Genomic DNA, 22,908 nt, shown 5'->3' with positions numbered 1-22,908 from the left:
GAGGGAGGGGTTGGACATGAAGCTGGTGACCGCGGTCATCAAGCCGTACCAGCTGGACGCGGTGAAGGAGGCCCTGCACGCCCTCGGCGTGGCCGGCCTGACCGTCAGCGAGGTCCAGGGCTACGGCCGGCAGAAGGGGCACACCGAGGTCTACCGGGGTGCCGAGTACACGGTCGAGTTCCTGCCCAAGATCCGGGTGGAGGTGCTCACCGACGAGATCGATGTGGAGAAGATCGTCGACGCCGTCGTGGTGGCCGCCCGGACGGGCAAGATCGGCGACGGCAAGGTCTGGGTGACCACCGTCGACGAGGTCGTCCGGGTCCGTACCGGCGAACGCGGCCTCGACGCGCTCTGACCGGGCCACGACCGAGATGACCTCGCTGACCGGGAGGGCCGCGTCGGGACACGCCGGGAACGGCGACGCGGGCCTCCCGGGCGGCGGGGGCGTCGGGGAGGCCGCCCGGGCCGCCCGCGCCGACGCCCACGACCGGTGGCTGCGCGGGCTGCTGCCGGACCGGCCGGGGGTGGCGCTGGTCGCCGTCGGCGGGCTGGGACGGCGGCAGTGCGCGCCGTACGGCGACCTCGACCTGGTGCTGCTGCACGCCGGGGCGGCCGGCGTGGACGACCTGGCCGCCTCCCTCTGGTATCCGATCTGGGACGCCGGGCTGCGGCTGGACCACTCCGTGCGGACCGTCGACGAGGCGCTGGCGGTCGCCCGCGACGACGTGAAGGTCGCCCTCGGGCTGCTCGACGCGCGGCTGGTGGCCGGGGACGCCGCGCTCGCCGACACCCTCGCCCGGGCCGCCCTCGACCAGTGGCGGCGGACCGCCGTGCGGCGGCTCGCCGGGCTGCGGGAGCTCACCGTCGCCCGCTGGGAGGCCCACGGCGAGCTGGCCTTCCTGCTCGAAGGCGACCTGAAGGAGGCCGCCGGCGGGCTGCGCGACGTCGGCCTGCTGCGGGCCGTCGCCACCGCCGGCGTCACCGACGCCCTGCGCCCCGCCGTTCACGCCGCGCACCGGCGGCTGCTGGACACCAGGGACGCGCTGCACATCCAGGTCGGCCGCCGGGTCGACCGGCTGGTCGCCCAGGAACGCGACGGCGTCGCCGCGCTGCTCGGGCTGCACGGGGACGCGCTGCTGCGCCGGATCGCCGGGGACGCCCGCACCGTCAGCCACGCCCTCGACGACGCCTTCCGCGCCGTCGACCGGCTCCGCTCCGGCCGCCGCCGGGGAGCCGACGGGCGACCGCTGCGCCGGCCGGTCGCCCGGGACGTCGTGGCGCACGACGGCGAGCTGGTCCTCGCCCGCGCCGTGATCGGCGCGCGGCCCGACCCGAGCCTGTCGCTGCGGGTCGCCGCCGCCGCGGCCACCAGCCGACTGCCGATCGCCCGCGCCACCTGCGAGTGGCTCGCCGCGTACTGCCCGCCGCTGCCGGCGCCGTGGCCGGCCGAGGCCAGGAGCGCGCTGGTCACCCTGCTCGGCGCCGGTCCCGGCCTGGTGCCGGCCTGGGAGACCTGCGACCGGTACGGGCTGGTCGAGCGCTGGCTGCCCGAGTGGACCCGGCTGCGCAGCCTGCCGCAGCACAACCCGGTGCACCGGTTCACCCTCGACCGGCACCTCGTACAGACCGCCGCCGAGGCCGCCCGGCACACCAGGGAGGTCGACCGCCCCGACCTGCTGCTGCTCGGCGCCCTGCTGCACGACATCGGCAAGGGGCTGCCGGCCGGGGGCGACGGCGGGCAGGCGCCCGCCGACCACAGCACGGCCGGGGCGCCGCTGGCCGAGGCCGTGGCCGCCCGGATCGGCCTGCCCGCCCCGGAGGCGGCGCTGATCGGCACGCTGGTCCGGCTGCACCTGCTGCTGCCCGACGTGGCCACCCGGCGCGACCTCGCCGACCCGGTCACCATCGCCGGGGTGGCCGAGCGGGTCGGCGACACCACCACCCTCGACCTGCTGCACGCCCTGGTCCGGGCGGACGCCGCCGCCACCGGGCCGGCGGCCTGGTCGCGGTGGAAGGGCCGGCTGGTCGCCGAGCTGGTCGCCCGGGTGCGCACCGCGCTGGACACCGGCGCGCCGCCCGCCCCGCCCGCCCCGGACCCGGCGCTGCTGGCGGGGCCCCTGCCGGTCGTACGCGTGACGGGGGACCGGGTGGCGGTGGCCGCGGCGGACCGGCGCGGCCTGCTCGCGACGGTGGCCGGCTGCCTGGCCCTGCACCGGCTGGAGGTGATCTCCGCCGACGCCGCCACGGTCGACGGTCGGGCCCTGGTCGAGTGCCGGGTGCAGCCCCGCCACGGGCTGCCGCCCGACCCGGTCGCGCTCGGTGCCGACCTGCGCCGCGCGGTGAACGGCGACGTCTCGGTCACCCAGCGGCTGCGCGGCCGGGCGCTCGCGGCGCGGGCGGAGGGGGCCGCGCCGCGGGTGGTCTGGCACCGGGACGCCGCCACCGCCGCCGTGCTGCTGGAGTTGCGCGCCGCCGACGCGGCCGGGCTGCTCTACCGGGTCGCCCGCGCCCTCGACGAGGCCGGCGCCCAGGTGCGGGCGGCGCGCATCTCCACCCTGGGCGGGGACGTGGTGGACGCGTTCTACCTCGTCGGCGGCTGGCCGGACGACGCCGCCCGCGCCCGGCTGGAGGCCGCGCTGCTGGCCGCCGTGTGAGCGGGAGGCGCCGGCTGCGCCCGGCCCGGAGCGGCCGTGCGGGCGGCCGGATACCCTAGCGGTGGCCGGACACCTCGCCCGGTCGCCGATCTGCCCGCCGGAACACTGACAAACGGGATGTTCGCGTGTTTGACACCTTGAGTGACCGCCTGTCCGGGATCTTCACCAAGCTCCGCGGCAAGGGTCGGCTCACCGACGCCGACATCGACGCCACCGCGCGCGAGATCCGCCTCGCGCTGCTGGAGGCGGACGTCGCGCTGCCGGTGGTGAAGGGCTTCATCGCGAACGTCAAGGAGCGGGCGCGCGGCGCCGAGGTCTCCCAGGCGCTCAACCCCGCCCAGCAGATCATCAAGATCGTCAACGAGGAGCTGATCAACGTCCTCGGCGGCGAGGGGCGGCGGCTCCAGTTCGCCAAGCAGCCGCCGACCGTGATCATGCTGGCCGGCCTCCAGGGTTCCGGCAAGACCACCCTCGCCGGCAAGCTGGCCCGCTGGCTCAAGGCCCAGGGCCACCAGCCGCTGCTGGTCGCCGCCGACCTCCAGCGCCCCAACGCCGTCGGGCAGCTCCAGGTGCTCGGCGGGCGGGCCGGCGTCGAGGTGTACGCCCCGGAGCCCGGCAACGGCACCGGCGACCCGGTGCAGGTGGCCCGCGCCTCGATCGAGCACGCCAGGCGGGCGGCCCGGGACATCGTCATCGTCGACACCGCCGGCCGGCTCGGCATCGACGCCGAGATGATGCAGCAGGCCGCCGACATCCGCGACGCCGTCGACCCCGACGAGGTCATCTTCGTCATCGACGCGATGGTCGGTCAGGACGCCGTACGCACCGCCGAGGCGTTCCGCGACGGCGTCGGCATCACCGGCGTCGTCCTCTCCAAGCTCGACGGCGACGCCCGCGGTGGCGCGGCGCTGTCGGTCCGGGAGGTCACCGGGCAGCCGATCCTGTTCGCCTCCACCGGCGAGAAGCTGGAGGACTTCGACGTCTTCCACCCCGACCGGATGGCCAGCCGGATCCTCGGCATGGGCGACGTCCTCACTCTGATCGAGCAGGCCGAGCAGGCCTTCGACGCCGATCAGAAGGAGAAGATGACCGCCAAGCTGATGGGCGGCGAGCAGTTCACCCTGGAGGACTTCCTCGACCAGCTCATCGCGGTCCGCCGGATGGGCCCGATCGCCAACGTGCTGGCCATGATGCCCGGCATGGGGCAGATGAAGGACCAGCTCGCCGAGGTCGACGACAAGCACTTCGACCGGGTCACCGCGATCATCCGGTCGATGACCCCCGCCGAGCGGACCAACCCGAAGATCATCAACGGCTCCCGCCGGGCTCGCATCGCCAACGGCTCCGGCGTCACGGTGATGGACGTCAACCAGCTGCTCAACCGCTTCGCCGAGGCGCAGAAGATGATGAAGCAGATGGGCGGCATGATGGGCCTGCCCGGCGGCGGCCGGCGCAAGGCCACCAAGTCGCCGAAGAACAAGCGCAAGGGCACCAAGGGCGGCAACCGGCCGCGCGCCGGGGCGGGCGCCGGCATGCCGGGCGGCTTCCCGGGCGGGATGCCGCAGCTCCCGCCGGGCATGGACCCGAACGACCTGGCCGCCGGCCAGGGCCTCCCGCCGGGCTTCAAGCTGCCGAAGATCGACTTCAACAAGCTCGGCAAGGGCGGCGACGGCCGGCCCCGCTGAGGCGTGTCGGTGGCGGCGGGTGACGTGATCCCCGCATAGGGTGATGTCGCCCCTGGAAGGAGGAGTCATGACCGTGGCACCCATCCTGCCCGAGCGGTCGGAGTGGACGGTCGACGACCTCGGTGACCTGCCGAAGGACCTTCCGTACGAGTTGGTCAACGGAAGGTTGATCGTGCCGTCCCCCACCGCCGTGCACCAGGACCTCTGCGTCGAGCTGCTGCTCGCGTTACGGGTCAACTGCCCCGCCGACTACCTGGTCAGCATCGACCTGTCGATGCGCATCGACCGCCGCAACGAGCCGCGCCCCGACGTGGTCGCCATCCGCCGCGAGCACGCCGACCGCTCGCCCGTCCCCGTCGAGGACGCCCTGCTGGCCGTCGAGGTCCTCTCGCCGACCTCGACGTTCCGCGACCTCTACGACAAGGCGAAGGTCTACGCGCACGCCGGGGTGCGGACGTACTGGGTGGTCGACCCGCTGCACGAGCGGATGACCCTCACGGAGTACGCGCTCGGCCCCACCGGCGAGTACGAGGCGGTGACCCACACCGAGGACCTCTTCGTCACCGAGCGGCCGTGGAAGGTCTCCGTCGACCTGCCTGCGCTGACGGCGCGGCGGGCCGGGCTGCTGGCGCGCGACGAGGGCTGAGCGCCACCGGCCCGCGCGAGGCGGGGAGAATGGCGGGCGGACCCCCCTTTCGCGCAGACGGAGGACGCATGGCCTGGCACGTACGCGGCGTGGTGCTGCCCGACGACGAGGTCCGTGACCTGTGGCTGGTCGGGGACCGGGTGACCTTCACCCCGGTCCCGGGCGCGCAGACCATCGCCGACGGCGGCTTCGTGCTGCCCGGCCTGATCGACGCGCACTGCCACATCGGCATCGCCCGGGGCGGCGCCCCGATCACCTCGCTCGACCAGGCCCGCGAGCTGGCCCGCACCGACCGGGACGCCGGCGTCCTCGCGATCCGCGACGCCGGGTCGCCGTACCCGTACCCCGAACTGGACGACGCCGAGGACCTGCCGCGGCTGGCCCGCGCCGGCCGGCACATCGCGCCGCCCAAGCGCTACCTGCGCGACATCGGCGTGGAGGTCGGCGCGGCGGAGGTGGCGGCGACCGTCGCCGCGCAGGCGCGCGCCGGCAACGGCTGGGTCAAGCTGGTCGGCGACTGGATCGACCGGGGTGTCGGCGACCTCGCCCCGGCCTGGGACGCCGACACGATGACCGCCGCCGTCGAGGCCGCGCACGCCGCCGGCGTACGGGCCGCCGTGCACACGTTCTCCGAGTCGGCCGTCGAGATCATGGTGCGGGCCGGGGTGGACTCGGTCGAGCACGGCACCGGGCTGAGCCTCGACCTGATCGACGAGATGGCCCGGCGGGGCACCGCCCTGGTCCCCACGATGATCAACATCCGGACCTTCGGCGGGATCGCCGACCAGGCGCGCGCCAAGTTCCCCGGCTACGCCGACCACATGCTCGCCCTGCGCGACCGCTTCCCGGCGGTGGTGCGGGCCGCGCACGAGGCGGGGGTGCCGATCTACGTGGGCACGGACGCGGGCGGCGGCATCGACCACGGCCTCGCGGCGGAGGAGATGCTGCTGCTGCACGAGCAGGCGGGGATGTCCACGGTCGACGTGCTCGCCGCGGCCTCCTGGCGGGCCCGCGAGTGGCTCGGCTTCCCCGGCCTGGTCGAGGGCGGCCTGGCCGACCTGGTCGTCTACGCCGAGGACCCGCGCGCCGACCTGCGCGCCGTGCGCAACCCCGCCCGGATCGTGCTGCGCGGCCGCGTCGTCCGCTGACCGGCCGGGCGGGCCCGCGAGGCGGCCGCTCCCGGGGTGGCCGGACCGGTGACGGTGCGGCGACCGCCGGGCCGGCGCCCCGCGTGGCGGCCGCTGCGCGACCCGCCGGCGGCGTCAGTCGGTGCCCGCGCCCCGGGTGACCGCGTGCACGAGGAGGTGGACGGCCAGGTCGGCCAGGGCCGTGGCGGTCTGCTCGACCGGGGCGCCGGGCAGGACGATGTGGCTGATCACCAACCGGACGACGGAGTCCGTGGCGAAGGCGACGGCGGCCCGGTCGGCGCCCGGCAGCACCCGGTCGGCCCACTCCAGCAGGGCGTCCGTGGCCTCCGTCAGCACCAGCTCCTGGCGGGTGGTCAGATAGGGCAGCAGCTCGTCCGAGCCGCCCCGGGTGCTGGTCAGGACCGCCTTGATCAGCGGGTCGCCGGCCGCCTGCCGCAGGGTGTGCGAGATGGTCGCGTGCGCGGCGGCCCGGACGTCGTCGTCGTGTGCGCGCAGGAGCGAACGCACGTCGCCGACGAAGCGGTCGATCTCCCGCCGGGCGAGCGCCTCGGCCAGCCCCGCCTTGGTGCCGAACTCGTTGTAGACCGTCTGCCGGCTCACCCCGGCCGCGCGCGCGACGGCGCCCATCCGGACGCCGTCCCAGCCGGTCGCGATGGTCAGGGCCCGGGCGGCCTCGACGATCGCCTCCCGCGAACGGATGCCGTCCCTCACCTCACCCATGGTGGTCGAATCCTACGGCCCGTCGCCCCGGCCGTCACGGCGAATGCCGGTGACGCCGCGCCCGATGGCGTCGCCCCGTCGACCGGCGCATAGGATGTGCGGTCATGGCACGCGTGCTCACTCCCCGTGCGGAGGACTTTCCCCGCTGGTACCAGGACCTGATCGCCAAGGCGAAGCTGGCCGACAACGGCCCGGTCCGGGGGACCATGGTCATCCGACCGGCCGGCTACGCCATCTGGGAGCGGATGCAGGCCGAGATGGACGCCCGGATCAAGGCGGCGGGCGCGGAGAACGCGTACTTCCCGCTCTTCATCCCCGAGAGCTACCTCAAGCGCGAGGCGGAGCACGTCGAGGGCTTCTCGCCGGAGCTCGCGGTGGTCACCCACGGCGGCGGCAAGCAGCTCGCCGAGCCGGTGGTGGTGCGTCCCACCAGCGAGACCGTCATCGGCGAGTTCATGGCCAAGTGGATCGACTCCTACCGGGACCTGCCGCTGCTGCTCAACCAGTGGGCCAACGTGGTCCGCTGGGAGCTGCGCCCCCGGGTCTTCCTGCGCACCAGCGAGTTCCTCTGGCAGGAGGGGCACACCGCGCACGCGACCCGCGAGGACGCGCGGGCCTACGCCCGGCGGATCCTGCACGAGGCGTACGAGGACCTGATGGTCAACGTGCTGGGCATCCCGGTGGTCGTCGGCCTGAAGACGGCCCGCGAGCGCTTCGCCGGCGCCACCGCCACCTACACCTGCGAAGGCATGATGGGCGACGGCAAGGCCCTCCAGCTCGGCACCAGTCACGAGCTGGGGCAGAACTTCGCCAAGGCGTTCGACATCAGCTACTCCTCCGCCGAGGGCGGCCGGGAGCACGCCTGGACGACGTCCTGGGGCACCTCGACCCGGATGCTCGGCGGCCTGATCATGGCCCACGGCGACGACAACGGCCTGCGGGTGCCGCCGAAGCTGGCGCCGGTGCAGGCGTACGTGATGATCGTCAAGGACGGCGAGGGCGTGAGCGAGGCGGCGGCCAAGCTGCGCGACGCGCTGCGCGACGCCGGCGTCCGGGTCGCGCTCGACGACCGAACCGACACCGCGTTCGGCCGCCGGGCCGTCGACGCCGAGCTGCGCGGCTATCCGGTACGCGTCGAGGTCGGCCCCCGCGACCTGGCCGCCGGCAACGCGGTGGTGGTCCGGCGTACGGACGGCTCGAAGTCCCCGACGCCGGTCACCGACGTGGTCGCCGCCGTGCTGGCCGCCCTCGACGCCGACCAGCGCGCGCTGCACGACCAGGCCCTGGCCCACCGCCGCTCCCGCACCGTCGAGGTGTCGACGCTGGCCGAGGCGATCGAGGCGGCGGCCACCGGCTGGGCCATGGTGCCGTGGTCGGCGGTCGGCGCCCAGGGCGAGGCGGAGGCCAACGGCCAGGGCGTCACCGTGCGCTGCCTGCTGCGCGCCGACGGCTCGGTGCCCGACTCCGAGGACGAGCCGGACCTCGTCGCCGTCCTGGCCCGCGCCTACTGAGCGCGGTGTGCGGGGAGGGTGCCCCCGCCGACTTCCGAAGGGCACCCCTCCCGCGCGGCCGGGCGGGCCACGGGGCGGGCGGCGGTAGGGTCGGGGCGTGAGGTTCGAACCGGGGCGGTTGATCGTCCACCGCAACGTGCGCCGGGGCCGGATCGGCTGGGTCCGCACCGCCCGCGTGGTCAGCGACGACGACCGGGGGCTGCTGCTCTGGGTGGCCCGCGACTCGCCGGTCGCCGCCGAGGTCACCGACGCCGGGGCGGGCATGCGGTCGGTCCCGTTCGCCGAGTGGGTCCGCTCGTCCTACCGTCTCGCCCCGGGCCGGTGGCACGGCCCGTCGGTGCTGAAGTTCCTGCCTACCGGGGCGGCCCACTCGGTCTGGTGGTTCCGCGACGCGCACGACCGCTTCGCCACCTGGTACGTCAACCTGGAGGAGCCCGGCGTGCGCTGGGACGACGGCCGGCTCGCCGGGGTCGACATCATCGACCAGGACCTCGACGTGGTCGTCCGGCCCGACCGCGGCTGGGAGTGGAAGGACGAGGACGAGTTCGCCGAGCGGCTCGCCCTGCCCGAGCACTACTGGGTCCCCGACCCCGACGCGGTCCGGGCCGAGGGCAAGCGGGTGATCGCGCTGGCCGAGGCGGGGGAGTTCCCCTTCGACGGCACCTGGTGCGACTTCGTCCCGCCGGCGGGGTGGACCGTCCCCGACGAGCTTCCGCCGGGTTGGGACCGGCCCCCGGTGCGCTGACCCGACGGGTGTGTTTCCGGTCACTTCCGGCGACGGGTGGGTGACCCCGGGCGGTCCGGTGTGAGAGATCCGGGCCGGATCTGGCAGAATGGCTGGCTGGTATCCGGCGTGTGTCCGGCGCCCTCTAACCCGGGCACGTCGCCAGTCCACCGAGCAGTCTCCGGCCCAACCCCACTGTGCCGGTCGGCGCTCACCCGTGCACCGCCCTCGTCGGGCTGGTGAGATCGCAACAGGAGCGAAACAACTGTGGCCGTAAAGATCCGGCTCCTGCGGATGGGCAAGATCCGCAACCCGCAGTACCGCATCGTCATCGCCGACTCGCGCACCAAGCGCGACGGCCGGGCGATCGAGTTCGTCGGGATCTACCAGCCGAAGGAAGACCCTTCGGTGATCGAGGTCAAGTCGGACCGGGTCCAGTACTGGCTGTCCGTCGGCGCCCAGCCGAGCGAGGCGGTGCAGCGGCTGCTGGAGCTGACCGGTGACTGGCAGAAGTTCAAGGGCCTGCCGGCCCCGCCGCCGCTGAAGGTCGCCCCGGAGCGGCTCGACCGCACCGCGGCCTACGAGGCCGAGGCGAAGGCCGCCGCCGGGCTGGCCGAAACCCCGGCCAAGCCGGCCAAGAAGGCCGCCAAGACCGAGGCTCCGGCCGCCGAGGAGGCGCCGAAGACCGAGGAGCAGGCCGGTGCGGACTCCGGCGAGCAGGCCTGACATGGCACTGCGTCCGGCGCTGGAGCACCTGGTCAAGGGCATCGTCGACCACCCCGATGACGTGCGCGTCCGGCTGGTCGACAACCGTCGGGGCAAGCGGCTGGAAGTCCGCGTGCACCCGGAGGACCTCGGCACGGTGATCGGGCGGTCCGGCCGGACCGCCAAGGCGCTGCGCCAGGTGATCGGCTCCATCGGCGGGCGCGGCGTGCGCGTCGACATCGTCGACTCGTACTGATGCAGCTCATCGTCGGCAGGATCGGCAAGCCGCACGGCATCCGCGGTGAGGTCACCGTGGAGGTGCGGACCGACGAGCCCGAGGCGCGCTTCGCCCCCGGCATGGTGCTGCGCACCGTGCCGGGGGCGGTGCCCCCGGCTGTGCCCAGCAGTGGCGTGCTGCGCACCGTGCCGGGGGCGGTGCCCCCGGCTGTGCCCAGCAGTGGCGTGCTGCGCACCGTGCCGGGGGCGGTGCCCCCGGCCGGGTCCGGCAATGGCGTGCCGCGCACCACGCCGGGGGCGGTGCCCCCGGGCGGGTCCGGTAATGGCGTGTCGGGTGCGGCGCCCGGCGTGCCCTTCCGGGTGCCCGCCGAGCTGACCGTGGAGGCGGCCCGCTGGCACCAGGGGCGACTGCTGGTCGCGTTCGAGGGCGTCCTGGACCGGGACGTGGCCGAGGCGCTGCGCGGCACGCTGCTCGCGGTCGACAGCGCCGACGTCGCGCCGCCGGAGGACCCGGAGGAGTTCCACGACCACCAGCTCGTCGGGCTGGCCGTGGTCACCCCGACCGGCGAGCGGCTGGGCGAGGTGGCCCGGATCGACCACGCCCCCGCCTCCGACCTGCTGGTGCTGAGCCGTCCCGAGGGCCGTACCGCACTCATCCCGTTCGTCAAGGCGATCGTCCCCGAGGTTGACCTCGCCGGCGGTCGCGTCGTCGTCGACCCGCCGGCCGGTCTGCTCGACCTGTAGAGCCGCTGGAGCACCCCCGCATGCGCGTCGACATCGTGTCGATCTTCCCGGAGTACCTCGCCCCGCTGGACCTGTCGTTGATCGGCAAGGCACGGTCGAACGGCACCCTGCGGCTGGCCGTACACGATCTGCGGATCTGGACCCACGACGTGCACCGCACGGTCGACGACACGCCCTACGGCGGCGGGCCCGGCATGGTGATGCGGCCCGAGCCGTGGGGTGAGGCGCTCGACGCCCTCGCGCCGGCGGAGGCGACCCCGCCCCGGCTGGTGGTGCCGGCCCCGACCGGCGCCCCCTTCACCCAGGCGATGGCGCACGAGCTGGCCGCCGAGCCGCACCTGCTCTTCGCCTGCGGCCGCTACGAGGGCATCGACCAGCGGGTGCTCGACCACGCCGCCACCAGGATGCCGGTGACCGAGGTCTCCCTCGGCGACTACGTCCTCTTCGGCGGCGAGGTCGCCGTCCTGGTGATCCTGGAGGCGGTCACCCGGCTGCTGCCGGGGGTGCTCGGCAACGCCGGCTCCCTGGACGAGGAGTCGCACGCCCACGGGCTGCTGGAGGCCCCCATGTACACCAAGCCGGCCAGCTGGCGGGGGCTGGACGTGCCGGAGGTGCTCCGCTCCGGCGACCACGGCCGGATCGCGCGCTGGCGGCGCGACGAGGCGCTGACCCGCACCGCCCTGCGCCGCCCGGACCTGCTCGCCGCGCTCGACCCGCAGCGCCTGGACAAACGGGACGTCGCGGCGCTGGAGCGGGCCGGATTTCAGGTGCCGCCGGGAGATGTGGCAAAGTAGGGGGGTTGCCGCAACCGGCCGCGCCGCGGCCGGCTGCGAGGATCCTCGACCGGGGTCGGTCGCCGACCACCACCCGGGGATCAGAATCACCCACCCGCGCACCGACTGACGGTGCGCCGTGAGCCTCACGAGGACGCAGCGATGAACATCCTGGACGCCCTTGACGCCCAGTCGAAGCGGACCGACCTCCCCGACTTCCGTGCCGGTGACACCGTCAAGGTGCACGCCCGGGTCGTCGAGGGCAACCGGTCCCGTGTCCAGATCTTCCAGGGCGTCGTCATCCGCCGCCAGGGTGACGGTCTGCGCGAGACCTTCTCGGTCCGCAAGATCAGCTTCGGTGTCGGTGTCGAGCGCACCTACCCGATCAACAGCCCGGCCATCGACCGGATCGAGGTCGTGACCCGCGGTGACGTCCGTCGCGCCAAGCTCTACTACCTGCGCGAGCTGCGGGGCAAGAAGGCCAAGATCAAGGAGAAGCGCGAGAAGCAGCCGAGCTGACCTCTCGCTCGCCACGCCGCCTGAGCTGCGCGTGTGTCGTACCGGCCGGACCGCACTACCCTGGTCGTACGGGCGCAGCCGGCCGGCGTCCCGCCCCCTCGGGGGCCGGGAGACGTCCACTACCGCCCGGGGGGCCTCGACGAGGCTCCCGGGCGGTAGTTGTCTCATCTGCTGACCGGAGAGTGCGTGGTGCAGACGCTGGACGAGGACGGCGCCGTCGACCCGTGGCGCCGACGCGCGCGGCGGCCCCGCCGGCAGATGCCGCTCTGGCAGGAGCTGCCGCTGCTGCTGGTCGTCGCGTTCTGCCTCGCGGTGCTGATCCGCACCTTCCTGCTCCAGGCGTTCTTCATCCCCTCCGGCTCGATGGAGGACACCCTCCTCGTCGGCGACCGGGTCCTGGTCAACAAGGTCGTCTACGACGTACGTGACCCGGTGCGGGGCGAGGTGGTCGTCTTCCGCGGCACCGACCGGTGGGCCCCGCAGGTCGACGCCGAACCGGAGCCCGGCTTCGTGGGCAAGCTCAGCCGGACGGTCGGCGACCTGGTCGGGGTCAGCCGCCCCGGCGAGAAGGACTTCATCAAGCGGGTCATCGCGCTGCCGGGCGACCGGGTGCGGTGCTGCGACGCCCAGGGACGGGTGCTGGTCAACGGCACGCCGCTCGACGAGTCGTCGTACGTGATCCGGGACTCGCCGCTCGACGTCCCGCCCAACCCCGACGAGTGCCGGTCCCGGCGCTTCGACGAGGTCATCGTCCCGCCCGGCCAGATCTTCGTGATGGGCGACCACCGGCTGGTCTCGCAGGACGCGCGCTGCCAGGGGGCGGTGCCGATCGACAACGTGGTGGGCCGCGCCTTCACGGTGGTCTGGCCGTCGTCGCGGTGGAGCGCGCTGTCGGTGCCGGCCACCTTCGACGACGTCGCCGATCCGCCGGCCGCCTCCACCGGGGCCCCGCCTCCCGTCCGTGCCACACCGGGCGGCGGCGTGCTGCTCCTCCTGCCGGTCGCGGCCGCGCTCGGCGTTCTCGCGCGTTCCGGACGGTGGCGTCCGGCCCGGCAACGTAGGCTCCTTCCGTGATTGACGAGCAGACCGACAAGCCGCGCAGTTCCTTCTGGAAGGAGCTGCCCATCCTCCTGGGCGTGGCGATCCTGGTCGCGGTGCTGGTGCGAGCCTTCGTGCTGCAGACCTTCTTCATCCCCTCCCCGTCCATGGAGAACACTCTCCAGATCGACGATCGGGTGCTGGTCAACAAGCTGGTCTACGACTTCCGGTCGCCGCACCGGGGCGAGGTCATCGTCTTCAAGGCGCCCCTGGAGTGGAGCAGCAACCCCGACGGAGAAGACTTCATCAAGCGGGTCATCGGCGTCGGCGGCGACCACGTGGTCTGCTGCGACCCGCAGGAGCGGCTGGTGATCAACGGCAAGCCGCTGGACGAGCCGTACATCTTCCCGGGCGACAAGACGGCCGAGGAGTTCGACATCACCGTCCCGAAGGGGCGGCTCTGGGTGATGGGCGACCACCGGGAGGCGTCGGGCGACTCGCTCGAGCACTGGCAGCAGTCCGGGCAGGACATCAACGCCGCCACCATCCCCGAGGAAGAGGTGGTCGGGCGGGCGTTCACGGTGTTCTGGCCGGTCAACCGGGCCACCTGGCTGAGCGTGCCCAAGGAGTTCGAGGGGATCCCCGAGCCGTAGGGGCCGCCGGGCGTGGGCGTTGTCGGCGGCGTCTGGCAGGCTGGTGCGGTGACCGACTACACCCCCCGGCGCGCGGCGCGCGTCCTGCTCGTCGACGCGGCGGGTCGGGTGCTGCTGTTCAGCGGCTTCGACCCGGCCCGTCCCGAGCACGGTCGCTGGTGGTTCACCCCGGGCGGAGGGCTGGACCCGGGCGAGACGTACGCCGAGTGCGCGGCGCGGGAGTTGGCCGAGGAGACCGGGCTGCGGCTGCCGGTCCCGGCGTTCGGCGCGCCGGTGCACCGCGACGTGACCGAGTATCCGTTCGACGGCGTCTGGTACCGGCAGGAGCAGGAGTTCTTCCTGGTGCGGGTGAGCGGGCACGAGGTGGACACCGCCGGCTTCAGCGAGGTCGAGCGGGCCAGCGTCGCCGCCCACCGCTGGTGGCCGCTGGACGAGCTGGCCGCCACCGACGAGCGCTACTATCCGCCGGATCTGCCGGCCGTGCTGACCAGGGCGCTGGCCGGGGCGCCGACGACCGACGGAGGTGTGCCGTGCTGACGCCGCCGCGCACGGTGGTGCGCCGCGAGGGCGGGCTCTACGCGCTGGAGCGCGCGTTGCAGCGGCGCGGCTTCCGGCACGTCGCCGGCGCCGACGAGGCGGGCCGCGGTGCGTGCGCCGGGCCGCTGGTCGCCGCAGCCGCGATCCTGCCCGAGGGGCGCCGGGGCGAGATCGACGGCCTGGCCGACTCGAAGCTGCTCACCCCCGCCAGCCGGGAGCGGGTGCACGACGAGGTCGTCGCCCGCGCCCTGGCGTACTCGGTGGTGGTCATCCCCGCCGAGGAGGTCGACGAGCGGGGCCTGCACGTGTGCAACCTGGCCGCGATGCGCCGCGCCCTGGCGTCCCTGGCCACCCGCCCCGACTACGTGTTGACCGACGGCTTCGGCGTCGACGGCCTCGACGTGCCGGGGCTGGCGGTGTGGAAGGGCGACCGGGTGGCCGCCTGCGTGGCGGCGGCGAGCGTGCTCGCCAAGGTCACCCGGGACCGGATCATGGTCGAGCTGGACGGGACGTTCCCCGGCTACGGTTTCGCCGAGCACAAGGGTTACATCACGCCGGAGCACAGCGCGGCGCTGCGCGAGCGCGGGCCGTGCCGGGAGCACCGGTTCTCGTACGTAAACGTGGCGGCGGTGTCCGGCCGGGACGGCGCCCCGCCCCGGGCCCGCCGACCGGTGGGCGCAAGCCTGGACGAGCCGATGGGGCGCTCTTGCGCGCCAGGGGGTACCGTCGGCGTGGCGTTGGGCGAGCAGCCTCGGCCTCCGGCGTCGGTGGGGGAAGATGTGGTCATGGAAGGCGGAGTGCGATGAGCGCGGAAGATCTCGAGAAGTACGAGACCGAGATGGAGCTGCAGCTCTACCGGGAGTACCGCGACATTGTCCGCCAGTTCTCCTACGTGGTGGAGACCGAGCGCCGGTTCTATCTGGCCAACCAGGTGGACCTGCACGTGCGCAACTCCGACGGCGAGGTCTACTTCGAGGTCGAGATGCACGACGCCTGGGTGTGGGACATGTATCGTCCCGCCCGCTTCGTCAAGAACGTCCGGGTGATGACCTTCAAGGACGTCAACGTCGAGGAGCTGGAGAAGCCCGACATCTCCCTCCCCGCCGACTCCGGCTTCGGCGGCTGACCCGACGCCCAGGTTCCGCCCGGTGGCGTGACCACCGGGCCGGTGGCCCTGTCGGCGCCCCCACCGCCGCGCGGTCCTCGTCCCCCCGCCTCCCCGGCGGTCGGCGTCATCCCGGCAGCACCACGACCTCGACCCGCTGGACGAGGTTGTTGGCGAAGCCGCCCCGGTTCCACGGCTGCTCGACCGGCTGGGTCCGGCCCGACGCGTCGGTGGCGCGGGCGCCGAGCACGTGCCGCCCCGGCTCAGCCGTCCACTCGTGGCGCCACCCGCGCCAGGCGAACTCGCCGCCGACCTCATCGTCCAGTGTGGCCGGTGCCCAGGTGGCCCCGCCGTCGGTGGTCACCTCGACCGAGACGACCGGGGCGTGGCCCGACCAGGCACGGCCGTCCAGCGTGCAGGGCCCCGGGCGCAGCACCCGGGTGCGGGACATGAAGTCGGGGAAGCCCGGCGGCCTGACCAGCGCCCGTGGCTCGATCCGGGTCACCGGCACGCCCGGGTCGTCGGCGTCCCGCCGCAGCCGGTAGGCGACCGCGTTCTGGTAGCCGTCGAACGCGTCGGTGCGTACGTCGATCGCGCGCAGCCACTTGACGTGCGCCATGCCGTACCAGCCCGGCACGATCAGCCGCAGCGGGGCGCCGTGCTGCGGCAGCAGCGGAGCGCCGTTCATCTCGTACGCCAGCAGCACCTCCTCGCGCAGCGCGTCGGCAACCGGCAGCGCCCGCTGGTAGTCCTGCTCGACGCCGCGTTCCACGCCGTGGTCGGCGCCGGTGAAGACCACGTCCACGGCGTCGGCGGCGATCCCCGCCTCGCGCAGCAGCGGAGCCAGCGGGGTGCCGGTCCACTCGGCGTTGCCCACCGCCTCCACCAGCCACGGCTGGCTCACCGGCCTGGGCTGCAGCAGGGCCCGCCCGTTCCCGGCGCACTCCAGCGTCACCCGCCGGGTCACCCGTGGGCGGGCGCGCAGCGCGGCGAGGTCCAGGGCCAGCGGCCGGTCCACCGCGCCGCCGACGGTCACCGCGTGGGTCGCCGGGTCGAGGTCCGGGATGTCGTAGTGGATGAGCAGGTAGTGCAGGCCGGCCGGGGTGACGTCGTAGCGCAGCGCCTCCAGCGGGATGCCGTGGTTGCGGGCGGCCAGCCGCAGCTCCTCGACGGTGATCCCCTCGCCCGGCTCCGCCAACCGGGACGGCCGGCTCACGTCGTCCACAGTGGTCATAGTGGCCTCCCCGGGCCTGCCGGCGGCTGCTCCGCCGTGCCCGCCCCAGCCTAGGGCCTCCGCCGGCCCGCCGGCCGCTCCCGGCGTCTGTTTCGGTCCGCTCCCGGAGCCCGTCCCGGCCGCTCCCGGAGCCCGTCCCGGCCGCTCCCGGAGCCCGTCCCGGCCGCTCCCGGAGCCCGTCCCGGCCGCTCCCGGCGCCCGTCCCGGCCGCTCCCGGAGCCCGTTCTGGTCCCTTCCGGCGGGCCCGGTCTGCTGCTCGACCTTGCTCTGCGCCTTGTCGGTGAAGCTCAGCCGACGAACTCGAACATCGTCACCCCGGCCGGCAGGGGTCGCGGTCGGCCGTCGAACCGGTGCACGCCCACGCCCACGCCGTCGGCCGGGCTGCTCACCGCCAGCGGCGTGAAGCCCTCCTCGGCGAACCAGTCACAGATGGTCGGCACCAGGTCGGGACTCCGCCGGTGCCGGGTCCAGAACACCGTGCCGCCGGTCGCGCAGAGTGCCGCGCAGTGCCGCACCGTGGCCCGGACGTCCGCCTCGCTGACGTTGCCGAACACCCCGCAGACCAGCACGAGGTCGGCCGGGACGAGATCGGCGTACGCGTCCGTGCGCGCCGCGTCCCCGACCACCACCTCCACGGAGGACAGGCCCGCCGCGCGGGCGGCCGACCGGGCCACCTCCGCGTTGCGGGGATCCAACTCCACCAGCCGGGCCGTCACGTCGTCGCGCCGGGGGTGGACCGCCAGCACGGGGATCAGGTCGCGCCCCTGCCCGGCGCAGACGCTGACCGCCCGCAGCCGACCGGGCGGGGCCACGTCGAGCGCCGCCCGGATCCGCGACCGCACCTCGGCGAGCCGGCGGGAGAGCGCCGATCCCGGATCCTCGTAGTCCTCGTGCCAGGCGTGCCAGTCCCGTGTCACCCGACCCAGCCTAGGCGTTGACCGGCCGGCCGGCGGACCGCTCGGGGCCGTGCCGGTCGGCCGTGGGCGCGTTGGTCGAGGCGCATAGCAGATCAAATTCGGTGTCGGAGGACCGTCCACAGGGCGCCCCGTTGTCCACAGGCGCGGGTGCCGGGGTGGCGGGCCACGGCGGCCGCCGCGCAGGCTGCGCCCATGCGACCACCGACCCGTACCGCCTCCGCCGTGCTCTGCGCCGCGCTGCTGTCCCTCGGACCGGCCGCCGCGCCCGTCGCCCCGCCGCCGGTGCCGACACCGGTCCGGGCGGCGACGTCCGTGCCCGAGCCCGTCGGGTCCGCGCCCGAGCACGTGGGGTCCGTGCCCGTGCCCGTGCGCGTCGGGCCCGTGCGCGTGGAGTCCGCGCCCGTGCGTTTGGAGTCCGTGCCCGTGCGTTTGGAGTCCGCGTCCGTGCCCGTGCGCGTCGGGTCTGTGCTTGCGCGTGCCGGGTCCGTGGCCGCCGTCGGCGGTGCCGGCGTTTCGGCGTCCGGGCCCCGCCCGTTGCAGGATCCGGCGCGCGGGGTGGCGCGGTTCCGGTGGCCGCTCGACGGCGTGCCCCGGCCGGTGCGCCGGTTCGATCCGCCGCCGCGCCCGTGGCTGCCCGGTCACCGGGGCGTCGACCTGGCCGCCGCGCCGGGTGCGGTCGTCCGGACCGCAGGCGCCGGCACGGTCCTCTTCGCCGGCATGGTCGCCGGCCGACCGGTCGTCACCGTCGGGCACGCCGGGGGACTGCGGACCACCTACGAGCCCGTGGCGCCGGCGGTCCGGCCGGGCGCCGACCTCGCCGCCGGCGCGCCGCTGGGCGCGCTGCTCGCCGGCCATGCCGGCTGTCCCGCGCCGGCCTGCCTGCACTGGGGACTGCGCCGTGGCGTCGACTACCTCGACCCACTGACCCTGCTCGGCCTCGGTGCGGTGCGGCTACTGCCGCTCGACGGCGGCGAAGCCGGCCCGGCATCAACGTTCGGCCCGGTCTCGCTGTCTGGCCCGGGGGGCGCTGTCTGGCCCGGAGCTCTGTTGCCCGGCCGGGCCGTCCTTGTCCGGTCTCGGCAGCGGTCGCGGCGTCGGCCGGGCTCGGGCCCCGGTCCTGCGTCGCGCGGCGCTCCGGTCCTGCGTCGCGCGGCGCTCCAGTCCTGCGTCGCGCTGGCTCCGGTCCTGCGTCGCGCGGCGACCCGACCCTGCATCGCGCGGGGCTCCGGTCCTGCGTCGGGTGGGGCTCCGGTCCTGCGTCGGCCGGGGCGGGGTCCGCCTCGGGTCGGCCGGGGCCGGCGTCGGCGCGGGCTGGTGTCGGTCAGCGGGCGGTGCCGGTGGGCGGCGACGCGCTCAGCGCTGGGCGAGCAGCGGGGGGAGCCGCACCGACAGCCGCTCGTACTCGTCCGCGGTGTTGTAGACCTGCGCGCACAGCCGCAGCCAGCCCTGGCCGTTCCAGGCCATGACCGCCACCTCCGTGGCGAGCCGCTCGGCGATGCGTTCGCGCAGCGCCCGCGCCGCGTCGAGGGTGGTGGCCAGGCCCGCCGGCAACGGGACGATCCGCATGGCCACCCCGGGTCCGCCGGGGTCCAGCAGGTCGCTGGGGGCCACCCCGAGGGCGTCCCCCACCACCCGCTGGCCGTACGCCGCCAGTGCGGCGTTGTGCCCGCGTACCCGGTCGACGCCGAGGCTGCGCAGGGTGAACAGGCCCACCGGCGCGGCCAGCCAGCCGGTGTAGTCCTGCGTCGCCGCCCACTCGACCCGGCTGGGGAACCCCGACTCCTGTTCCCACGAGACGACCAGCGGCTCGACGCGTTCCCGCCACGACGGCGCGACCACCAGCACGGCGCTGCCGCGCGGCGCGTACGCCCACTTGTGCAGGTTGCCCACCCAGAAGTCGGCGCCGATGCTCCCGACCGGGGTCGCCAGCATGCCCGGGGCATGGGCGGCGTCGACCAGGACCGGAATCCCGTGCTCCCGGGCCACCCCGACGACGGCGGCGACCGGGAGGAGCCGGGCGGTGGCCGAGGTGAGCTGGTCCACCACGAGCAGCCGGGTCCGGCCGGGACGCAGACCCGCGCGGACGACCTCGACGATCTCCTCGTCGGTGGCGGCCAGCGGCACGTGCAGCGCCCGGGTGACCGCCCCCGTACGGCGGCACTCGCGGGCGACGGAGAGGGCGACCGCGCCGTAGCCGTGGTCGGTGGTGAGCACCTCGTCGCCCGGGCGCAGACCGAGCGACTGGAGCACCACGGCCACGCCGGTGGTGGCGTTCGGCACCAGGGCGGTGCCGTCCGGGTCGGCGCCCAGGAAGCCGGCCAGGTGGCGGCGGGCGTGGGTGATCCGGTCGACCAGACCCCGCGTGAAGAAGCGCAGCGGGTTGGCTTCCATCTCGTCACGCAGCCGCTGCTGCGCCCGCTGTACCGCGATCGGCACCGCGCCGAACGAGCCGTGGTTGAGGTGGCTCACGGTGGGGTCGAGCGAGAAGAGCAGGCGGGCTGCCGCGATCGGCTCGGGCGGCTGCGGGACGCTCACCCGACGATCGTAGCGGCCGGTGGATCTCCGGCCGGCGTTCCGGCGGTGCCCGTGCGGTCGACGCCCCTCGATCGTGCAGGATCGCCTGTCATGGACGCCCCCGTCGCGCTGCGCTGGCCGACCGTCGCCGATCGGCAGCTCCGCGCCGACGTGCACCGGGTGCTGCACGCGGTGGCCGAGCGCGGCGGCGCGATCGGGTACGCGGTCCCACCCGGTCGCGCCGAGACCGACGCCTGGCTGGACTCCGTGCTCAGCCTGGTCGAGGCCGGCGACGCCGCGCTGGCGCTCGCCGTGCTGGACTCCCGGGTCGTGGGCACCGGGATCTGGCGGCGCGGCCCGAAGCCGATCTTCGCCCACTACGCCGACCTGGAGAAGATCACCGCGCATCCGTCCGCCCGTGGCAGGGGGATCGGCCGGCTCGTCACCGGCGCCCTGGTCGACGACGCCCACCGTGCCGGCATCGAGACCCTCGCGCTGGGCGTCCGCGGCAACAACCACGGGGCGATCGCACTCTACGAGCGGCTCGGCTTCCGCGAGTGAGGGCGGCTGCCGAACGTCATCGAGGTGGGCGACGAACGCTACGACGACGTCCGGATGTGCCTGGACCTGGGCCGGCCGCCGCACGTCGTGCTCCGTGGCTCCGCGCCGGACGGCCCGGGCTCGTCGCCGCGTCGCCCCTGAGCGTCATGGCGCCCCCGAGCGCTGCGCCGCCCCTGAGCGTCATGGCGCCCTTGAGCGCTGCGCCGCCCCCTGAGCGTCTGGCCGCTCGTGGCAGCCGGCGGATTCGGCGCCGCACTGGCCCTGGGTGTCTGACCGGTGGCGGCCCGGTCGGCGCGGCGCGCCGGTCAGGCGCGGGGGTGGGCCTGTCGGTAGGCGGCGCGGAGCCGCTCCACCGACACGTGCGTGTAGATCTGCGTGCTCGCGAGGGACGAGTGCCCCAGCAGTTCCTGCACCGCGCGCAGGTCGGCGCCGCCCTCGAGCAGATGGGTGGCCGCCGAGTGCCGCAGCCCGTGCGGGCTGACCGGGGGCAGGCCGGCGGCTTCGGCGTAGCCGCTCACGATCCGCCTGGCCGTCGTCGGGTTGAGCCGCCCGCCGCGGGCGCCGAGCAGCAGCGCGTCCCGGGACTGCGGTCCGGCCAGCCTCGGCCGGCCGTGGCGCAGCCACTCGTCGAGCGCCCGCTGCGCCGGCACCCCGTACGGGACCGCGCGCTCCCGGCCGCCCTTGCCGAACACCCGCACGACCCGTCGCCCGTGGTCGATGTCGGCGACGTCCAGGCCGCACGCCTCACTGATCCGTACCCCCGTGCCGTAGAGCAGCTCCAGCAGCGCCCGATCGCGCAGCAGCACGGCCTCGGCGGTGCCGTCCGCCGTACCGGAGCCGGTCGTGCCGTCCGCCGTGCCGGCTGTCGCGTCACCGTCCGCCGTGTCGGTGGTCGCGTGAACATCCGTCGTGTCGGCGGTCGCGTGACCCATCGTCGTGCCGACGGTCGCGTGACCTTCTGCCGTGCCGGTGGCCGCCGGGTCGAGGGCGTCCGCCCCGTCGTCGAGTGACGCGCCGTGCCCGGCGGGCGGGGCCGTCGGCGCGGCCCGGGTGGAGCGACCCGGGGCCTCGACCAGCGCGGCCGCCTGGTCGGCTCGGAGCACGCTGGGCAGGTCCCGGTGCGCGCGAGGACTGGCCAGCGCGGCCGCCACGTCGGTGGGGAGCAGCCCGCAGCGGTGCGCCCAGGCGCTGAACGCCCGTGCCGAGGCCGCCCGGCGGGCGAGCGACGTCCGCGCGGCCCCCGTCGTCCGCTGCTTCGCCAGCCAACTGCGCAGCACGGTGAGATCCAGCTCCGCCAGCTCGGCGCAACCCATCCGGCGCGCGTGGTCCAGCAGCGCCACCACGTCGCCGACGTACGCCCGGACGGTGTGCGCCGACCGGTTGCGCACCCCGGCCAGGTGCCCGGCGAAGTCGTCCACCGCCTCGCGCATCGCCGCCGGGAGCGCCTCGTGCATCGCACGTCTGCCGGTCGACTCCCGGCTCACGACGACCTCCCCGAGACCGGGCGACGGGACGACGCGTGACGCGCTCGTCCGGACGCGCTTCCCGTGGGGCCCGGCGGTGGCGGATGCTCGGCTGGCACAGCGCCAGCCTACGTTCGACGGCCCGCCCGGGCCGGACGCCGGGACATGGTCTCGCCGCCCCCGGCCGGGTGATGGATTACCGCGGCCGGTGCGCGCAGACTTGTCGTACCAACGGGTGTGAGCCCGGGTCGCGGGCGCCACTCGACTGGCCGGGCTCGACGAAGGGGGACCGGACATGGGGGTCGACGTCGTCCTCTACCGGGTGGTCGCGACGGGCTCCGGCCGGCGTCGCCTGGTGCCGGCCGAGGTGCTGCCCGATCCCGACGACGTGCTGCTGGGCCTCGTCCAGCGGGTACGCGGCGGCGGACGCACCCCGTTGCTGGACCGGGTGGACCCGGTCGGCGAGCTGGTGATTCCCGCCGACCGGGCCCCGCAGCTCCTCGCCGAGCTGCGGAGCCTCGCCGAGGTGGCCCGGACGCCACCCGAGACGACGCACGTGCGCCGGCTGGACCTGCTGGCGCGGCACTGCCGGCAGGACCGCGGGATGGAGATCCGTTTCGAGGGGGACTGACCGGGCGGTGCATGCCGGCGTCGACCCGCTGCGCGATGCGGTTCACAGGGGCGTTCCCCAGGTTCGCTCCACCGGGCGGCTTCCCGGGTCCGCTTGCCGGGCGATTTCCGGGCCCGCTTCCCGTGCCCGCTTGCCGATCCGCTCCACCGGGCAGCTTCCCGGGGCCACCTCACAGGGCCGCTTCCCGCT

The 22,908-nt window shown here is 75.0% G+C and carries 23 protein-coding genes and 2 pseudogenes; 20 read left to right on the top strand and 5 right to left on the bottom strand.

Annotated features, from left to right (window positions below):
• Positions 1 to 16: 16 nt before the first annotated feature.
• The 5 genes from ACWENR_RS01590 (at position 17) to ACWENR_RS01570 (ending at position 6,133) form a co-directional block, all read left to right on the top strand.
• Complete coding sequence (locus ACWENR_RS01590) at positions 17 to 355, top strand: P-II family nitrogen regulator (protein WP_452275134.1); 339 nt, start codon at positions 17 to 19, stop codon at positions 353 to 355.
• A gap of 16 nt (positions 356 to 371) precedes the next feature.
• Positions 372 to 2,654, top strand: coding sequence for a [protein-PII] uridylyltransferase (locus ACWENR_RS01585; RefSeq protein ID WP_452275133.1), 2,283 nt, complete (start codon positions 372 to 374; stop codon positions 2,652 to 2,654).
• A gap of 125 nt (positions 2,655 to 2,779) precedes the next feature.
• Complete coding sequence (ffh, locus tag ACWENR_RS01580; RefSeq protein ID WP_452275132.1) at positions 2,780 to 4,339, top strand: signal recognition particle protein; 1,560 nt, start codon at positions 2,780 to 2,782, stop codon at positions 4,337 to 4,339.
• Positions 4,340 to 4,406: 67 nt separating this feature from the next.
• Entirely contained in the window at positions 4,407 to 4,985 is a 579-nt protein-coding gene (locus ACWENR_RS01575; RefSeq protein ID WP_452275131.1) for a Uma2 family endonuclease, read from the top strand.
• A 68-nt stretch (positions 4,986 to 5,053) separates the two neighbouring features.
• A complete protein-coding gene (locus ACWENR_RS01570; protein ID WP_452275130.1) occupies positions 5,054 to 6,133 on the top strand; it encodes an amidohydrolase family protein in 1,080 nt (359 codons plus the stop codon).
• A gap of 114 nt (positions 6,134 to 6,247) precedes the next feature.
• Here the strand turns inward: ACWENR_RS01570 and ACWENR_RS01565 are convergent, their stop codons facing one another.
• Positions 6,248 to 6,853: a TetR family transcriptional regulator gene (locus ACWENR_RS01565; RefSeq protein ID WP_452275129.1), complete on the bottom strand. Its 606-nt coding sequence runs from the start codon at positions 6,851 to 6,853 to the stop codon at positions 6,248 to 6,250.
• Positions 6,854 to 6,957: 104 nt separating this feature from the next.
• Here ACWENR_RS01565 and proS point away from each other — a divergent pair, with 104 nt between their 5' ends.
• From proS to ACWENR_RS01505, 12 genes and pseudogenes are all read left to right on the top strand, one after another.
• A complete protein-coding gene (proS, locus tag ACWENR_RS01560; protein WP_452275128.1) occupies positions 6,958 to 8,364 on the top strand; it encodes a proline--tRNA ligase in 1,407 nt (468 codons plus the stop codon).
• A 97-nt stretch (positions 8,365 to 8,461) separates the two neighbouring features.
• Positions 8,462 to 9,109 carry a DUF402 domain-containing protein gene (locus tag ACWENR_RS01555; RefSeq protein WP_452275127.1) on the top strand — a complete coding sequence of 216 codons (648 nt, stop codon included), beginning with the start codon at positions 8,462 to 8,464 and terminating at the stop codon, positions 9,107 to 9,109.
• A gap of 246 nt (positions 9,110 to 9,355) precedes the next feature.
• Positions 9,356 to 9,814 carry a 30S ribosomal protein S16 gene (rpsP, locus tag ACWENR_RS01550; protein WP_452275126.1) on the top strand — a complete coding sequence of 153 codons (459 nt, stop codon included), beginning with the start codon at positions 9,356 to 9,358 and terminating at the stop codon, positions 9,812 to 9,814.
• Entirely contained in the window at positions 9,789 to 10,049 is a 261-nt protein-coding gene (locus ACWENR_RS01545) for an RNA-binding protein (protein WP_176737275.1), read from the top strand. Before rpsP ends, ACWENR_RS01545 begins: the two co-directional genes overlap by 26 nt.
• The gene (rimM, locus tag ACWENR_RS01540; protein ID WP_452275125.1) at positions 10,049 to 10,774 is read left to right on the top strand and encodes a ribosome maturation factor RimM; all 726 of its coding nucleotides are present in this window, start codon (positions 10,049 to 10,051) and stop codon (positions 10,772 to 10,774) included. Before ACWENR_RS01545 ends, rimM begins: the two co-directional genes overlap by 1 nt.
• A 20-nt stretch (positions 10,775 to 10,794) precedes the next feature.
• Positions 10,795 to 11,568, top strand: a complete 774-nt coding sequence (gene trmD / locus ACWENR_RS01535; RefSeq protein ID WP_452275124.1) for a tRNA (guanosine(37)-N1)-methyltransferase TrmD — start codon at positions 10,795 to 10,797, stop codon at positions 11,566 to 11,568.
• Between the two features lie 141 nt (positions 11,569 to 11,709).
• Positions 11,710 to 12,066 carry a 50S ribosomal protein L19 gene (gene rplS, locus ACWENR_RS01530; protein WP_089001547.1) on the top strand — a complete coding sequence of 119 codons (357 nt, stop codon included), beginning with the start codon at positions 11,710 to 11,712 and terminating at the stop codon, positions 12,064 to 12,066.
• Positions 12,067 to 12,252: 186 nt separating this feature from the next.
• A pseudogene (gene lepB, locus ACWENR_RS01525) lies at positions 12,253 to 13,127 on the top strand (signal peptidase I).
• A 9-nt stretch (positions 13,128 to 13,136) separates the two neighbouring features.
• On the top strand, positions 13,137 to 13,757 hold the full coding sequence (gene lepB / locus ACWENR_RS01520) for a signal peptidase I (RefSeq protein ID WP_452275123.1): 621 nt from the start codon (positions 13,137 to 13,139) through the stop codon (positions 13,755 to 13,757).
• 48 nt (positions 13,758 to 13,805) lie between these two features.
• The gene (locus tag ACWENR_RS01515) at positions 13,806 to 14,294 is read left to right on the top strand and encodes an NUDIX hydrolase (RefSeq protein ID WP_452275122.1); all 489 of its coding nucleotides are present in this window, start codon (positions 13,806 to 13,808) and stop codon (positions 14,292 to 14,294) included.
• Positions 14,288 to 15,100 carry a ribonuclease HII gene (locus tag ACWENR_RS01510; RefSeq protein ID WP_452275121.1) on the top strand — a complete coding sequence of 271 codons (813 nt, stop codon included), beginning with the start codon at positions 14,288 to 14,290 and terminating at the stop codon, positions 15,098 to 15,100. The genes ACWENR_RS01515 and ACWENR_RS01510 overlap by 7 nt, the downstream gene beginning before the upstream one ends.
• Positions 15,097 to 15,420 carry a DUF2469 domain-containing protein gene (locus tag ACWENR_RS01505; protein ID WP_007075222.1) on the top strand — a complete coding sequence of 108 codons (324 nt, stop codon included), beginning with the start codon at positions 15,097 to 15,099 and terminating at the stop codon, positions 15,418 to 15,420. Before ACWENR_RS01510 ends, ACWENR_RS01505 begins: the two co-directional genes overlap by 4 nt.
• A 106-nt stretch (positions 15,421 to 15,526) precedes the next feature.
• Here the strand turns inward: ACWENR_RS01505 and ACWENR_RS01500 are convergent, their stop codons facing one another.
• Together ACWENR_RS01500 and ACWENR_RS01495 are read right to left on the bottom strand one after the other, a co-directional pair.
• Positions 15,527 to 16,633 carry a sulfite oxidase gene (locus ACWENR_RS01500; RefSeq protein ID WP_452275120.1) on the bottom strand — a complete coding sequence of 369 codons (1,107 nt, stop codon included), beginning with the start codon at positions 16,631 to 16,633 and terminating at the stop codon, positions 15,527 to 15,529.
• Positions 16,634 to 16,920: 287 nt separating this feature from the next.
• The gene (locus ACWENR_RS01495; protein WP_452275119.1) at positions 16,921 to 17,550 is read right to left on the bottom strand and encodes a methyltransferase domain-containing protein; all 630 of its coding nucleotides are present in this window, start codon (positions 17,548 to 17,550) and stop codon (positions 16,921 to 16,923) included.
• 381 nt (positions 17,551 to 17,931) lie between these two features.
• Between ACWENR_RS01495 and ACWENR_RS01490 the strand changes: the two are divergent.
• A pseudogene (locus tag ACWENR_RS01490) lies at positions 17,932 to 18,522 on the top strand (murein hydrolase activator EnvC family protein); the annotation flags it as partial.
• A 381-nt stretch (positions 18,523 to 18,903) separates the two neighbouring features.
• Here the strand turns inward: ACWENR_RS01490 and ACWENR_RS01485 are convergent.
• Complete coding sequence (locus ACWENR_RS01485; RefSeq protein ID WP_452275118.1) at positions 18,904 to 20,085, bottom strand: aminotransferase class V-fold PLP-dependent enzyme; 1,182 nt, start codon at positions 20,083 to 20,085, stop codon at positions 18,904 to 18,906.
• A 90-nt stretch (positions 20,086 to 20,175) separates the two neighbouring features.
• Here ACWENR_RS01485 and ACWENR_RS01480 point away from each other — a divergent pair, with 90 nt between their 5' ends.
• Complete coding sequence (locus ACWENR_RS01480; protein WP_452275147.1) at positions 20,176 to 20,625, top strand: N-acetyltransferase family protein; 450 nt, start codon at positions 20,176 to 20,178, stop codon at positions 20,623 to 20,625.
• Positions 20,626 to 20,930: 305 nt separating this feature from the next.
• Here ACWENR_RS01480 and ACWENR_RS01475 read toward each other — a convergent pair whose 3' ends face one another.
• Complete coding sequence (locus ACWENR_RS01475) at positions 20,931 to 22,055, bottom strand: tyrosine recombinase XerC (RefSeq protein WP_452275146.1); 1,125 nt, start codon at positions 22,053 to 22,055, stop codon at positions 20,931 to 20,933.
• A 328-nt stretch (positions 22,056 to 22,383) separates the two neighbouring features.
• On the opposite strand from ACWENR_RS01475, the gene ACWENR_RS01470 reads away from it, so the two are divergent.
• Entirely contained in the window at positions 22,384 to 22,719 is a 336-nt protein-coding gene (locus ACWENR_RS01470) for a hypothetical protein (protein ID WP_452275117.1), read from the top strand.
• Positions 22,720 to 22,908 lie beyond the last annotated feature (189 nt).

The organism is Micromonospora sp. NPDC004336 (genome assembly GCF_053602615.1).
Note: the sequence above shows the minus strand (reverse complement) of the source record. Positions and strands in the feature narration are given on the sequence as shown.